The organism is Jejubacter calystegiae (assembly GCF_005671395.1).
Lineage (GTDB): Bacteria > Pseudomonadota > Gammaproteobacteria > Enterobacterales > Enterobacteriaceae > Jejubacter > Jejubacter calystegiae.
The window spans coordinates 4,349,336-4,363,918 of sequence record NZ_CP040428.1; the positions used below are offsets into that span (position 1 = coordinate 4,349,336).

Here is a 14,583-nt window from a genome sequence, read left to right on the forward strand (position 1 = left end):
TTCCCGGCCGTGGCCGATTCGACTAATCATCACCGTTGCCCGCTATTTTAGCGGCGGATGGCCGACAGACAAAGTAAAAGACCACCTTCCGGGAAGGCGGCCTTTGAGAATGCCCCTGTAAGGCTGAGGGATCCCTGCGAAATCCGCATTAATCAATCAGCACTCTGTCTCTACAGATACTGGTTAGTTTACTTTTATTCGCAGTAATATCAGCAGTGAATAGCGAAATATCTTAGTCCCTGATGGGGATTATGGCGAGAAACCCGTTAAAACTTCAGCTCGACTTCGAAACCGACGGAATAAGCAGGCGAACTGCGTGACGCATCATCTCCGGATCCGGAACGAAAACGCTTTGATGGCAGAAACATGCCCAGCAACAGTTCAGTCTTTAGATTATCAGTGACTTCCACCCCCCAGATGAGATCGACTCCCTCCCCCAACCGATGCGTGTTCCGACGATCGTAACGGGACTTCAGTTCGGGATCGTGGGTACCAAAATCGTCCATCCGCGTCTGGCGGTAATGGTGATAGACCAGATCCAGTCCTGAATCCGGGGTAATATCCAGCCCAATACCTGCGCTAAAGACCTGAAGGTTAGCCAATTCCGGCGCCAGCGTATTGCCATAAATGCTGAATTTAGTATCTCCACCGAAGGTCGCTTCGTTGGATTGCAGCCCTGTCTGACGGTAGTGCTGGCTGGCTAACGCGTATCCCAGGGTGATGCGCGAGCGTAGATCATGATCAAAGACCCAGGTGGCGCCAAGATCGATTGCGTAGCCCTTGTGGCGCCCGCTTTCGTTTTTTCCCTCCATCATGCCTAACTCAGCCCAATGGCGTAACCCTCTGCTCTGCTCGTTATGCGAACGCAGTCCGTAATGATACTGATGATACCCATCGTCATGGGTATTTTTGCTCATAACCACATAACCGCCTGCCAGCCACTTATCATCAATTTTAAAACGCAGATTCGTTGCTATCGTTGCGGCATTCCCCGTATTGCGCGTTGAGCGATTCAGCAGATCGCGCTGCCAGTAATTAATCCTGGCGCCCAGCACGTCCCCCCGCCAGCCTCCCTTTTTCCAGTGGAGCAGCACACCATCCATATTTTCATCAAACAACCATTCGCGCTCGTCGCGGTACAGCCAGCGCCCCATACGCAGATCGCTATTCAATGCATCAATATTTACGCCAATATATGCCTGGGTCAGATCCAGTTTGGTCTGGCTCTGCTTCTTTTTACCGCTTTCACGGGTCGTTTTGTCCGTCAGCTCCAGCTCCAGTACGCCATATAGCGGCCTCTTCTTTGCTACATCGACCCGAAATCGCGCCAGGGGCTCCCGCTTCTGCTCATTTTCGCGCTTTTCACCTTTACGCAGCGATTTGTTACGCAGCGACCATGTCTCAAGTTTTAACGTGGTATGAAATTGAAGCAATGGCGCTTCCGGTTTCTCTTCCGCCCGTACGCCAGACGACGCGAAAAGCAAATTTATTCCCAGTGAAATGGCAAAGCTACAGCGACATGCTGATGAAATATATCTTGTCATTAGTCATCCATTACTCTTTCACAATAATCAAGCAGTGGCGCCGTCGTGTATGCTCTTGAAGGAAATCGGGTGCTCAGGAAGATATGTCTGGCCAGCGATAGCGCCTTGAAGGCCTGAACCTCAGCCAAAGTCACGCCATCTGAGCAGGCGAGCCAGGCATGAGTAAAGGCAGACTCATGTGCCTGTAACGTCTGAATGTCGCCAGAGAGACGTAACGCCAGCTCGCTGATGTGAGCAAGGTAGTTTCCGGCATCCAACGCCCCGGCGCCAATGGCGCACAGGTCAAAATCCAACAGCGTCACACACTGCGGATCGTCAGGCGCAACCAGGATTTGGTCGGGATAAAAATCCCGGTGCAAACAAGCCTCACGTGACGCTACCAGGGTCGAGGCTAACGCCTCGCAGCGGTTAAAAAGCCTGTTGAGGCGACGACGCCAGTCGGGATGTTGTTCTGCGACCTGCCTGAATCCCCAATCCAGTACCCGCAACTCATCGGTTAAGTCCCAACGGCGATCGCCAATAGCCTGACGTAAACCCGGGTGCTGCTGCATTCGTGCCAGCGCGATACCGACAGCGCCCGCCGTCCCCGGCAGTACCTGCGATATCAGCAGCATTCGGGTGAGCGGTGTCGCCACAACCTTCCGCTGTAGCCAGATTTTCTGTTGCGGTAGCTTAACCAGCGGTTCCGGAACCCGAATTCCGCCCCGCCACAATGCCTGCTGGCAGGCAAAAGCATGGTTATCAATGCCCTTTTCCCGATATTTTCCCAGAAGAACCTGTGTCACACCTGTCGCATCATCCAACTGATACTCAACTAATGCTCTTCTGCCAGGCTTATGGCGGACGATCCGAGCCGCCTGTAGTCTCCATGCACAGTCTGGGGCCAGTCCCTGGATAAGGGCGCTTTCCATCGTCTGGCGTGAGCAAAGTCGTGTAAGAACTTCTTGCCATGGGTCTGAACCACCACTGCCGTCTGCCTCCTGAAAACATAGCTGTTCCACGCGCGTAAGCAGCACATCTACCCTTTTCGGCCAGTCCGGCCACCGCAGGCGAAACGACTCCGTTGCCAGACACAGGAGCGAGCGGGCGACAAACCATGACAGTCCATCACCAGATGTACGCTGGGTACGGTAACCTCTCAGTAACGCCTCACCGACGGTATCCGCCTGTGAGCGGCTGCGCAGACCATTAATGACATCCATTTCAAGACGGGCAAGGAAAGAGGCGATGTCATTGAGTGGGTGACCGCTGGCGCTGCGATCCCAGTCAATGAAGCGTGGCCCGGCCGGGGTTATCACCACCTGATCGGCGGAAAAATCGCCGTGCAGAACCACAGGCGGCGTGCTGAACTGTCCAAGATGCGCCTCGATTTGTGTGGCGCAGTGCTCAAAGCGTTCAGCCTCTCCGGGCAGGAGAGTACGAATGGCTTCCCATTCGCGCCAGAGCGCATTCAGATCATCCTGTAGTTTACGGCGCAGTGTCGGAACAAACGGCGCGTTATGCACCAGGGCAAGCTCGGCGCCAACGCGTTCAACCAGCGCTGTCATGTCATCGCCTTCAGGCAGGCTGTCGAGGCTCTGCCCCGGCATCCAGCGAGTCGCTACCATACGACAGACTGCCCGGGCGCCTAACAGCGTTATATGACCCAGCGCCACGCCTGTGGCGCTGCCCTGCAATATTGCCCCGAACTCCCTGGCGGTGGTACAGCGCACCAGCGCCAGCGGTGTTTCACCGCGCTGAATGACAGCGACACAGCGCCGTCCGGGTTTGTAGCGCATCAGTTGCCAGTCGACGCCCTCATTATTAACCAGTTCCGGTAGCCAGTCCTGTAGCAGGCGGTGACGTTTTGTATCGTCCCACAGCGTATCGAGATAGCGAATGTCACGATCCTGAGTGGGATGAAGTAACAGAATCGCCTGTCGTTCCAGTACCAGCGGCGCATATGGATGCCCGGCGGCGATCATGGCCCGACGCTTTAGATGGCGTAAAGAGACGGCAAAACGCTCCCGCGTTAATCCCCTGGCGAAATAGCGCAGTAGCTCCGCGTTTTCCATCGTAATTTCCAGGGACAGCACGCAGCTGGTGCAGGGTTTGTAGCGCAGATAACGGACCTGTACGGACCGGGCGCTGGCGAGCGGAGCCAGAGTACGTAGCGCTGCCAGTAATTGGGTATTATCCAACAACAGTTCCAGTCCGGGGAGCGCCGGATCGCGGGCAGCCAGCGCTTGTTCAGCATCGCGAGCGGCTATCATGGCGCGATTCCTTTCTGTATGTTCCATAATTCGAAGTAGCGTCCACGATGGCCCAATAGCGTATGATGATCGCCCTGTTCAACGATACGCCCTTGATCCAACACCAGAATGCGATCGGCGCGAGACGCAAGGGAAAGATTGTGTGTGACGATAATGCAGGTTCGCTCTCGCATCAGACGCGTCAGGGCATTGGTTATCAAACGCTCGTTTTCGCTGTCCAGCCCCACCCCTGGTTCATCCAGCAGCAGCACACTACTATTGCGTATTGCGGCTCTGGCGATAGCTATTCGCTGACGCTGTCCACCGGACAGCGATGTTCCTCGCTCGCTGATGGTGGTGTCATACCCCTGCGGCAGCTTCAGAATAAAATCATGTGCATTGGCTAACTTCGCTGCCGCCACGATCTCCTCTTCGCTAACCGCTCCATTGCTGCCCAGCGCAATATTTTCCCGAATGGTAACGCCAAACAGCAGACTCTCCTGCGGCAGATAGCCGATCTGTTTGCGCAGGCTCTCTGCGGTGTAATCCCGCAGATCCTGCCCCCCAAGCGTAATTTTTCCAGCGTAAGGGTCATACAGGCGCAGCAGTAACTGGATCAGCGTCGATTTACCAGCACCGGATGAACCGGTAATGGCGACGGAGCTTCCCCCCGCAATACAGAAGCTGAGATCATGAAGTATGCAATGTTCCGACTCCCCCTTTGCATCCCACCAGGCGAAGCTTACCCTTTCAAAGCGGATATCCTTCCGGGCCTGCTCTGATGCCAGCGACAATCCAACCTGACGGTCGATGTCCGGCTTCAGATTCAGTAGCTCCGTAATCCGCTCTCCAGCGGTAATCGCTTTCGCCAGACGACCGCTGTATTTAGCGAATTCACGAACAGGTCGAAAGGCATTTTTCATATAAGAGATGAAAATCAGCAGTTCGCCTGCTGACATTTTTTCCGCCAGAACACTTCTGGCACCCAGAAGCAAGACCAGAGCAGTAACGATGGCAATCAGGATATCCACCTGACGCTCCAGGCCCGCACTCAGCCGTTTGGTGCGTACATTTTGTTGCAGACTTCGGGTATCGCTGCCATTAAATGTCTTCGTTGCGGCCTTTTCTAACGACATGGCCTGGATGGTTGCGATCCCCGTCATAAACTCCGCCGATCTGGCTGCCAGCTCGCCTTCACGCTTACGTTGGGTACGACTGACTTCACGGATTTTACGGCTGCTGTATAACATTCCCAGCGCCAGCAATGGCATGGGCAGGAGTATGAGCAACGTCAGTGCCCAGTTGAGAAAAAGCATGATGCTGAGCATGCCCAGAAAAACCACCGAGCTGGACAGCAAAGGCACAATGGCGGTAACTGTGGCTTCACGCATCATGCCAATATCGTTAATCAGCCGCATCGTCAGATCGCCGGTTCGGGCTCGCTGATGAAACGACAAAGGCAAACGTAGCAGTTGCGCAAACAGCGCCTGGCGAACTCCGCTCATAACCTGGCTACCGGCCAGCGCCATACCGATGGTGCTAACGTAGCTGGCAATGGCCCGGAGAACGGCAACCGCGACAACACCGACCGCACAAATCCACAGTAGATTTTCAGTAGTTAAGTGATTCAACCCGACGCTGTTTATCAGCGTATTGTCCTTCACGTCTCCCGTCACCACATCAATAGCGAACGCCAGCGGCCACGGCTCCAGCAGACGGATAACGCTTGCCAGTAACAGGATAATAAAAGAGCCGTACAGCAACCTTTTCTGGCGACGAATCCACGGCCAGAAGACGCGCAGTACTGCAGTGCGGGCTTCAGTTTTCATCAGGCTCCCCCGCTGCCAGTTCAATACCAGCCAGTTGCCAGATATGTCGTACGACCCGCTCCCAGCTATGGTATTTTTCCGCCCGCTGACGTCCGACCTGGCCCAGGCGCTTACGCAGCGCCGGGTCGTTGTACAACGCGATCACAGCGTCCGCCAGCGCCTGCGGCGATTCCGGCTCAACCAACAGACCGGTCAGGCGGTCCTTGACCAACTCTGCCAGATGGCCGGTACGGGAAGTAATCACCGGTAATCCGGCTGCCATATATTCGTAGATTTTTAGGGGTGAAAAATAGAAGTTGTCGAACTGCGGATAGGGGGCGATACCGATATCCACCTGCTCCAGCAGCGCCGGAACCTGTGAAGGGGCAACCGCGCCGTGGAAATCCGCGCAAGCCAGTAGTCCGGCTTGCGCTAACTTTTCGCGCATCGGAATGAACTCCGGCCCATGACCAATGACAGATAAAGTGACATCGTAATTTTCATGGCGCAGTAAAATAAAAGCGTCGATCAGTATGTGCAGCCCATGCCAGGGCTTCAGAGTACCGACGAACCCCAGCGTTAGCCCTGGACCTGACGTAGTACGGTGTGCGCGAAAACGAGCGGGATCGACGCCATTCGCCACGACATGAGCCTTACCCCGGGATGGCGCAAAAGTGTTGAGCCAGTGCTTAACCCCGTCGGAAACCGCCACCAGAATATCGGCATGGGTTAACAACTGGTCGAGAACCTGGAACGCCTCTGTCTCCAGCGCCAGCTTGCGATACCGGCGCTGTTCTTCAGGCAGCGGCGCGTTGACCTCAAGAATCGTCGGAATCCCGGCCCGCTTTGCCCAGACAATTCCGGCGTAGCTCCACAGTGAATAGCGTTCATAGACCACGTCAAATGGCCCTTCCGCCGCCATTAACCTCACCAGTGCATCGTTATTTTCCAGTGCCGCTCGCGCCCGCGTCTCTTCGTCAACGGAGTCAGGCATTGTGGGTAGAGACACGACTTTCATCCCCCGGAATTCGTCAGGGCTCTCTCCTCCGGAGCGACAGGTAAACAGCAGCACTTCAGCACCGTGGCGTAGTAGTACCCGCAACACTTCCTGGATATGAATTGATGCCCCTTTTTGTCCAAATACCGGAATGCCAGGGTCGGCACAAATCCATGCCACTTTCATCAGGCGTTCTCCCCTCTGACGGATGAAAGACGCGCCGCCGCCGCTGCAAAAATCTCCCGCAACTGTCTGGTATTACAGTCAATATCGAACTCCTGCTCAATCAGCGCTCTCGCCTCATACGCCAGCCTGATGCGAAATTCCTCGCTGTCGGCCAGACGGGTGATGGCCTCGGTCAGCGCAGCGGAATCGCCGGGCGCAACACAGCAGCCTGTTTTCCCTTCAATGACCAGTTCCGGAATTCCCGCGACGCGAGTGGCGATGACCGGCGTCCCCAGCGCCATTGCTTCCAGTAGCACGGTCGGCAATCCGTCGCGATCCCCTTCCTCACTGACAATACAGGGGGCCACAACCATCAGAGCGTTACGCATAGCGGTGATGATTTCTCGCTGCGGCAGAAAACCACTCAGCGTGACGACCTGCTCCAGGCCGAGATTACGAATTTGCGCCAGTAGCACGGCATGCAGCGGGCCATCACCAATGATCCGACAGCGTAAGCTCAGCCTCCGATCGTGCAACAAGCGCAGCGCCGATATCAGATGACAAAAGCCTTTTTTTTCCACCAGCCGTCCGACAGCCAGAATCTCAGGTTGCCGGTTATTGTTGAGTGTGAAGCTGAATTTTTGCAGATCGAGACCGTTGTACAGGCGAATCGTCCGATCGGCATTTTTCCCATAGCGCTGGCGTAGATGAGCCAGGTTGTAGTCAGAAACGGTAATCGCCTGTACGGCATCACGCAGTTTGTTTTCCAGTTCAGTACTTTCCTGGTAAGGGTAATAAATATCTTTCGCGTGGGCGGTAAAGCTGTAGCCAATCCCACTAAGGCGGGCTGCGATGCGGGCTACCGTTGTGGCCCGGGTGCCGAAATGCGCATGCAGATGTTCGATACCCCGCTCGCGTATGGCCAGCGCCAGCAAAATGGCCTGGGCAAATTCGTGTACGTTGGGGTGACGTTGCGCCGCCAGGCAGTCGGCAAAACCGGGGAGTTCTCGCCACGCCCGGTCAAATAATGCCCAGTAGCGCTCCATGTTACGTTGTTTGTCAACAATACGGGTAACCGGAGCCCGAACCTGAGCAATGATGTCCTGAAAGTGTGTCTCTTCAACGTTGCCAAGTGCGAAAATGTCTATTTTCATGCCGACGCGTTCATGGGCAAGAATTTCATTAACGATGAAGGTTTCTGAGAAACGCGGATAACGTTTTACCACATATCCGACATAAGGTTGTTTTGTCATTATTATGCCTCTTCCCTGACTAGCGATGTTTTTCCTGTCAAAAGTGCATTCATTTTTTCCGTAAAGGTCAACAGACCGTCCAGGTTTAAATGCCGGCGCGGATTGTCAGGTTGCCAGGACGAGCATATCCATTGACTCAGCGCCTCCGGTGTTAAATCTTCCGGATGCAGACAACTGACCAGATTCCTTTGTGCCAGGTGGATGGCGCGAATCCATTGTTCCTGACGCGGAGAGATCCGCGGAATAATAAGCGCGCGTTTGTTCAGGGAAAGTATTTCCAGCGTGGAGTTATAGCCTCCCATCGCGATAATGCTGTGCGCCTGACGTAATAGCGCCAGAGGATTAGGAATAAAGCGAATAATGTGTAGATCGTCACGCTGGCAGACTATTTGCTGTAGTGCTTCGAATTCAGCGGTTGGCATCATGGTTCCGGTAATTAATATGCCAGAAAAGCCTTCAGGCAGTTGGGCATGTGCAAAAGTTGAGGCAAGCTGGTAGCCATCCTGCCCGCCGCCAACCATACATAAAATCCACGGTTTTTTGACATCGATCACCAGGTTATCGGCGAGCTGAGGCTGGGGCGCATGATACGTGGCGTTCAGATAACCCATAAAGGACGTTTTATCCACGACGCTTTTTTCCAGTTGGTAGGCGCTGCGCAGATCGTAAAAACGGGCGTCGCCGTATACCCAGACGTCGTGGTAGTAATCGCGAATCGCTCTCTGGTTATCCAGTTTCCGCCACTGACGCTGTACCTCTGTCGGTTCATCAATAATATCCCGCAGCCCAAGCACCAGATGCGTTCCCTGCCTCGCCAGCATCGGCAGGATGCTATCCAGTTCGGACATCGCACCTCGTGGAACGTTATCGACGACCATCACATCAGGGCGAAATGACGTCAGCGCGGCCTGAATAACGTTAACGCGTAACTCGACCAGACGATGGATATCGTGACCTAAAGAACTGGGCCGATATTTACCATCCTGCATTTTCCGGTAACCAGGCAACGTGACAGAATCCATCCCTTCCGGAAAATGAAAAATGCCGGACTCGCGGATGCCGTTAATCAACAAAATTTCTGTTGAAGGTCGACGTTTCAGTACTGCATTCGCCAGTAGCATATTACGTCTGATATGCCCCAGTCCCATCGTATCATGGGAATAAAAGGCAAGCCGCGCGGGACGATAGCCACACATAATAACTTAACTCCTTCCATGTCTTACATGCCTGGTCATGATTCATAGTACAGGCAACAATGAAGATAGCTCTGCCAGAGTCCTTTAACTATATTTTTTAACTAGCACTGAATTCTTAACTGATTATTAAGTGTTATCATAAATGTACTGATATCAGCTACTGTTTTTTCTAATTTAGTGCCTCATTGAAATGCAATAATAAGCAAATGCCGATCGAAAAAATAAAAATAAAGACTATATCCTGAGAAAATACCGAATTCAGTGTCCGCCGACAGCTTGTCTCTTTTTATCTGTAGTGAATAAGCAGATATTTTCTGACATAGAGGCTCTTCAGGCTATTGCTTTACAGGAACGCTCGCCACCTCCCCGGTAGGTGATTTAGGGGGCAATAAAAAGCCGGTCATGAAGACCGGCTTTCGGATAAACAGGATAAATCAGTCGAAGCGCAACTGCGGCGTGACCTCTTTGACCTGCGCCATAAAGGTGCTGCGATCTTTACCCACTAACCCTTCGGTACGCGGCAGTTTCGCCGTGAGCGGGTTAACGGCCTGGTTGTTGATCCACACTTCATAGTGCAGGTGCGGCCCGGTAGAGCGCCCGGTATTCCCGGACAGCGCGATACGATCGCCACGCTTCACCTTCTGGCCCGACTTCACCAGCAGTTTCTTAAGGTGCATATAGCGGGTGGTGTAAGAGCGGCCGTGACGCAGAGCGACATAATAGCCTGCCGCGCCGCTACGCTTAGCCACCACCACTTCACCGTCGCCAACGGCCATTACCGGCGTGCCCTGCGGCATGGCGAAATCCACCCCACGGTGCGGCGCGATCCGACCGGTAACCGGGTTCACACGACGCGGATTAAAGTTTGAGGAGACACGGAACTGACGTGTGGTCGGGAAGCGCAGGAAGCCTTTTGCCAGCCCGGAGCCGTTACGGTCATAGAATTTACCGTCCTCAGCGCGAATGCTGTAGTAATCCTTGCCGCCGCTGCGCAGGCGTACGCCCACCAGTTGGCTCTGCTCTCGCTTGCCGTCGAACATTTCGCGAGACATCAGCACGGCAAACTCATCACCTTTCTTGAGCTTACGGAAGTCAATCTGCCACTGCATTGATTTGATAATCGCATTGATCTCGCTGCTGGTAAGACCGGCGGAACGAGCGCTGGAGACGAAACTACCACCCACGGTGCCCTTCATCACGTTATTGACCCAATCCCCTTTCTGGGTTTCGCGCGACATTTTGAAGCCATTGCCGCTACGCTCATAGGTCCGGGTTTCGCGCCGCGAGACTTCCCAGGTCAGACTCTGGAGATTACCGTCGGCGGTCAGAGTCCAGGAGAGCTGTTGACCAATTTTCAGACCACGCAGCTCCCGGTCCACCTGGGCCAGGCGACTAATCTCGCCCATATCGATGCCGTACTGGTTCAGAATGCTGCTGAGGGTATCACCGGTGGAGACAACATATTCATGGAGTCCCTGATCGGAGGCAACCTTATCGTCCAGCTCATCCTGAGGAATCGCTTCTTCCTCTTGTGGCGTAGCGGTATCGATAGGTTCACTGGCTTCCGGAAGCAGAGAACGGATGTCATCCTTACCCAGCTCGATGCTTCTGACGATCGGCGAGGAGGACTCCTGGTGGTAAACATAGGGTCGCCATACGGCGACCGCTAATGTGACGACTGTCAGCGACCCCAGCATCACGCGGTGAGGTCGCGGTAGATTGTTAAATGCCAGGGCGACAGCGCGGGCTATCTGTTGCACGTATTCACTTCCTCGTTAATCCCCTTTCAGGCAGGCGGTGTACTGGCCCGCAAGCCCGGTAAGAAACTGCATGTAGCTCTCCTTACCGAGTTGTACGGCAGTGCCAAGAGGATCAAGCGTACCCATGCGCACCCGCGTTCCTCTGGCAACGGCTTCTATGACCGCCGGCCTGAATTGTGGCTCAGCAAAGACGCATTCCGCCTTGTGCTCAACCAACTGTGTTCTGATTTGATGTAAACGCTGCGCACCAGGTTGGATTTCAGGGTTGACGGTAAAATGCCCAAGCGGCGTTAACCCATAATGTTTTTCGAAGTAGCCGTAGGCATCATGAAAAACGTAATATCCCTTACCTTTAACTGGTGACAGCTCGTTTGCTACCTGCTTATCTGTCCGGGCTAAATTTGCCTCAAAACGCTGCAGGTTGGCATCAAGTTCGTCGCGTTTTTCCGGCATAAGTTCCACTAATTTTTTATGGATTGCAACCGCTGAAAGCCGCGCTATCTCTGGGGATAACCAGATATGCAGATTGTTCTCACCATGATGGTGATCTCCGTCACGTTTTTCCGCGTGGTGGTCATCACTGCCATGGTCATGATCGTGGTCGTGGTCGCCCTTCATGAGTAACGGTTTCACTTCAGAAAGCTGAGAGAGCGCCAGGCGATTTTGTTCCGCCCTACGCGCCACAGGCTTCTGCATAAAGGCTTCCATCTCCGGGCCGACCCATACCACTAAGTCCGCGTCTTGTATACGTTTTACATCGGATGGCCGCAGTGCGTAATCGTGTTCGGAAGCGCCATCAGGCAGTAGAACCTGGGTATCGGTGACGCCATCAGCAATAGCTGAAGCGATAAACCCGAGGGGTTTTATGGAGGTCACGACATCGGCTTTCGCCACGTTGACCGCACCGAACCACAGCGCCAGCGCGCCGCTGGCGCAAAGAAGCGTCTTTTTATGTAACATAATACGAATTCTCATCTTTGATAGCGCAGGAGGTGTGATATTATAACATTCGCGAACTTCTGCAATAGCTGAATTGTCATGACTAATCTTGTATCACTGGAAAACGTCTCCGTCTCCTTCGGCGCCCGCCAGGTGCTGGCGGGGATTTCACTCGATCTGCGCCCCGGGCGCATTTTGACGCTGCTTGGCCCAAACGGCGCCGGGAAATCGACTCTGGTGCGTATCGTACTCGGCCTGATAGCAGCAGATGAGGGTACTATCAAGCGCAGCCCGACGCTGCGTATTGGCTATGTCCCGCAAAAATTACACCTGGACGCTACCCTCCCCCTGACCGTCGGGCGTTTTATGCGGCTGCGTCCCGGCGTGAAAAAACGCGATATCCTGCCTGCGCTGATGCGCGTCAACGCCGCCCACCTGGCAGATGCGCCGATGCAAAAGCTCTCCGGCGGCGAAACCCAACGCGTTCTGCTGGCCCGCGCCCTGCTCAATGAGCCCCAGTTACTGGTGCTGGATGAACCCACCCAGGGGGTGGATGTCAACGGCCAACTGGCACTCTACGATCTGATTGACCAGATTCGCCACGAGCTGGATTGCGGCGTACTTATGGTCTCTCACGACCTGCATCTGGTGATGGCCAAAACCGACGAGGTACTGTGCCTGAATCACCATATCTGCTGTTCCGGCACGCCAGAGGTGGTATCAACCCATCCGGAGTTTATCTCGATGTTCGGGCCGCGCGGCGCCGAGCAGATTGGCATCTACCGCCACCATCACAACCATCGCCACGACCTCCGTGGGCACATTATCCTGCGCAAAGGCAACGATCGCTCATGATAGAACTGTTATTGCCCGGCTGGCTGGCCGGGATTCTGCTGGCCTGTGCCGCCGGTCCGCTCGGATCCTTTGTAGTATGGCGCCGAATGTCTTACTTCGGGGATACCCTCGCCCACGCCTCACTGTTAGGGGTGGCCTTTGGGCTGCTGCTCAATGTGAATCCGTTTTATGCGGTGATTGCCGTAACGCTTCTGCTGGCCCTGGGGCTGGTGTGGCTTGAAAAGCGTCCCCAACTGGCGGTGGACACGCTACTCGGCATTATGGCTCACAGCGCGCTGTCGCTTGGCCTGGTGGTGGTCAGCCTGATGTCCAACGTGCGGGTGGATCTGATGGCCTATCTGTTTGGGGATCTACTGGCGGTAACGCCTCAGGATCTGGTCGCCATCGCCATTGGCGTGGCGGTGGTGGTCGCGGTGCTGTGCTGGCAGTGGCGCAATCTGCTATCGATGACCATCAGCCAGGAGCTGGCTTTTGTGGATGGCGTGAAGCTGCAGCGCGTGAAACTGCTGTTGATGCTGGTCACCGCGCTGACCATCGGAGTGGCGATGAAGTTTGTCGGCGCGCTGATCATCACCTCACTGCTGATTATTCCCGCCGCCACGGCACGCCGCTTTGCTCGCACGCCGGAGCAAATGGCGGGGGTGGCGGTCGGCGTCGGTATGCTGGCAGTCACCATGGGAATGGCCTTCTCCGCCAGCTATGACACGCCAGCGGGGCCGTCAGTGGTGCTGGCTGCGGCGGCGCTGTTTATTCTCAGCATGCTGCGCCGCCAGCCCGTCTGAATCCCTGTCCCCCTCTCCCGAGCCGGGAGAGGGTTAATCTGAGGATGGCGGCGCAATGCCGAAGTGATTCCAGGCGCGGGGTGTGGCCATACGGCCACGCGGCGTACGCTGTAAAAAACCCTGCTGAATCAGGAATGGCTCCAGCACATCTTCAATGGTTTCCCGCTCTTCACCAATGGCCGCCGCCAGGTTATCCAGCCCCACCGGCCCGCCAAGAAACTTATCCAGCAGCGCCAGCAGCAGCTTTCGATCCATGTAGTCGAACCCTTCGGCATCAACGTTCAGCATATCCAGCGCCTGATTGGCCACCTCACCATTAATGGTGCCGTTATGGCGCACCTCGGCGAAATCACGCACCCGGCGCAGCAGCCGGTTGGCAATTCGCGGCGTACCGCGCGAGCGTCTGGCCACCTCCAGCGCCCCTTCTTCGCTCAGCTCCAGCCCCAGGCATTCGGCACTGCGCGCCACAATGTTTTGCAGATCCGCCACCTGGTAGAATTCCAGACGCTGCACAATGCCGAAGCGGTCGCGCAGCGGCGACGTCAGTGACCCTGCACGAGTGGTGGCCCCCACCAGAGTAAAGGGCGGCAAATCGATTTTGATTGAGCGCGCCGCAGGCCCTTCGCCGATCATAATATCGAGCTGGTAATCCTCCATCGCCGGATAGAGGACTTCCTCAACCACCGGCGACAAACGGTGGATCTCGTCGATAAACAGCACATCATGGGGCTCAAGATTGGTCAGCATCGCCGCCAGGTCACCGGCCTTTTCCAGCACCGGGCCAGAGGTGGTGCGCAGATTCACGCCCATCTCGTTGGCGACGATATTCGCAAGCGTCGTTTTACCCAGCCCCGGCGGCCCAAAAATCAGCAGATGATCGAGCGCGTCGCCGCGGAGCTTCGCCGCCTGGATGAAGATCTCCATCTGGGAACTGACCTGGGGTTGCCCCACATATTCGGCCAGCATTTTCGGGCGAATCGCCCGATCGGCGGCAACCTCTTCCACCGGCAATGGGCCCGGCGATACCAGGCGGTCTGCTTCAATCATCCTCTA

At 55.2% G+C, this 14,583-nt stretch carries 11 protein-coding genes; 2 read left to right on the top strand and 9 right to left on the bottom strand.

Translation table 11 applies throughout. The annotated features are described in order from the left end of the window. Positions 1–266 precede the first annotated feature (266 nt). The 8 genes from FEM41_RS20335 to znuA form a co-directional block, all read right to left on the bottom strand. Complete coding sequence (locus FEM41_RS20335) at positions 267–1,544, bottom strand: alginate export family protein (RefSeq protein ID WP_138097990.1); 1,278 nt, start codon at positions 1,542–1,544, stop codon at positions 267–269. Beyond that, positions 1,544–3,796, bottom strand: a complete 2,253-nt coding sequence (locus tag FEM41_RS20340) for a phosphotransferase (RefSeq protein WP_168198836.1) — start codon at positions 3,794–3,796, stop codon at positions 1,544–1,546. The genes FEM41_RS20335 and FEM41_RS20340 overlap by 1 nt, the downstream gene beginning before the upstream one ends. Continuing rightward, the gene (locus FEM41_RS20345) at positions 3,793–5,604 is read right to left on the bottom strand and encodes an ABC transporter ATP-binding protein (protein ID WP_138097992.1); all 1,812 of its coding nucleotides are present in this window, start codon (positions 5,602–5,604) and stop codon (positions 3,793–3,795) included. Before FEM41_RS20345 ends, FEM41_RS20340 begins: the two co-directional genes overlap by 4 nt. Then, positions 5,594–6,766 (bottom strand): glycosyltransferase family 4 protein, encoded by a 1,173-nt coding sequence (locus tag FEM41_RS20350; protein ID WP_138097993.1) that lies wholly within the window; start codon positions 6,764–6,766, stop codon positions 5,594–5,596. The genes FEM41_RS20345 and FEM41_RS20350 overlap by 11 nt, the downstream gene beginning before the upstream one ends. Beyond that, entirely contained in the window at positions 6,766–7,998 is a 1,233-nt protein-coding gene (locus tag FEM41_RS20355; RefSeq protein ID WP_138097994.1) for a glycosyltransferase family 4 protein, read from the bottom strand. The genes FEM41_RS20350 and FEM41_RS20355 overlap by 1 nt, the downstream gene beginning before the upstream one ends. A gap of 2 nt (positions 7,999–8,000) precedes the next feature. Beyond that, positions 8,001–9,194, bottom strand: coding sequence for a glycosyltransferase family protein (locus FEM41_RS20360; protein WP_241666537.1), 1,194 nt, complete (start codon positions 9,192–9,194; stop codon positions 8,001–8,003). 434 nt (positions 9,195–9,628) lie between these two features. Beyond that, positions 9,629–10,954, bottom strand: coding sequence for a murein DD-endopeptidase MepM (gene mepM, locus FEM41_RS20365; protein WP_138097995.1), 1,326 nt, complete (start codon positions 10,952–10,954; stop codon positions 9,629–9,631). Positions 10,955–10,969: 15 nt separating this feature from the next. Next, positions 10,970–11,914: a zinc ABC transporter substrate-binding protein ZnuA gene (znuA, locus tag FEM41_RS20370; RefSeq protein ID WP_138097996.1), complete on the bottom strand. Its 945-nt coding sequence runs from the start codon at positions 11,912–11,914 to the stop codon at positions 10,970–10,972. A gap of 78 nt (positions 11,915–11,992) precedes the next feature. Here znuA and znuC point away from each other — a divergent pair, with 78 nt between their 5' ends. After that, positions 11,993–12,748, top strand: a complete 756-nt coding sequence (znuC, locus tag FEM41_RS20375) for a zinc ABC transporter ATP-binding protein ZnuC (RefSeq protein ID WP_138097997.1) — start codon at positions 11,993–11,995, stop codon at positions 12,746–12,748. Continuing rightward, on the top strand, positions 12,745–13,530 hold the full coding sequence (znuB, locus tag FEM41_RS20380) for a zinc ABC transporter permease subunit ZnuB (RefSeq protein WP_138097998.1): 786 nt from the start codon (positions 12,745–12,747) through the stop codon (positions 13,528–13,530). The genes znuC and znuB overlap by 4 nt, the downstream gene beginning before the upstream one ends. A gap of 33 nt (positions 13,531–13,563) precedes the next feature. Here the strand turns inward: znuB and ruvB are convergent, their stop codons facing one another. Continuing rightward, entirely contained in the window at positions 13,564–14,577 is a 1,014-nt protein-coding gene (gene ruvB, locus FEM41_RS20385; protein WP_138097999.1) for a Holliday junction branch migration DNA helicase RuvB, read from the bottom strand. Positions 14,578–14,583: the final 6 nt, after the last annotated feature.

Coding starts and splice junctions, on each gene's coding strand:
- FEM41_RS20345 (WP_138097992.1), bottom strand. CDS start 5,604: ATGAAAACTGAAGCCCGCACTGCAGTACTGCGCGTCTTCTGGCCGTGG.
- FEM41_RS20335 (WP_138097990.1), bottom strand. CDS start 1,544: ATGACAAGATATATTTCATCAGCATGTCGCTGTAGCTTTGCCATTTCA.
- ruvB (WP_138097999.1), bottom strand. CDS start 14,577: ATGATTGAAGCAGACCGCCTGGTATCGCCGGGCCCATTGCCGGTGGAA.
- FEM41_RS20350 (WP_138097993.1), bottom strand. CDS start 6,766: ATGAAAGTGGCATGGATTTGTGCCGACCCTGGCATTCCGGTATTTGGA.
- FEM41_RS20340 (WP_168198836.1), bottom strand. CDS start 3,796: ATGATAGCCGCTCGCGATGCTGAACAAGCGCTGGCTGCCCGCGATCCG.
- FEM41_RS20360 (WP_241666537.1), bottom strand. CDS start 9,194: ATGTGTGGCTATCGTCCCGCGCGGCTTGCCTTTTATTCCCATGATACG.
- znuB (WP_138097998.1), top strand. CDS start 12,745: ATGATAGAACTGTTATTGCCCGGCTGGCTGGCCGGGATTCTGCTGGCC.
- znuC (WP_138097997.1), top strand. CDS start 11,993: ATGACTAATCTTGTATCACTGGAAAACGTCTCCGTCTCCTTCGGCGCC.
- FEM41_RS20355 (WP_138097994.1), bottom strand. CDS start 7,998: ATGACAAAACAACCTTATGTCGGATATGTGGTAAAACGTTATCCGCGT.
- znuA (WP_138097996.1), bottom strand. CDS start 11,914: ATGTTACATAAAAAGACGCTTCTTTGCGCCAGCGGCGCGCTGGCGCTG.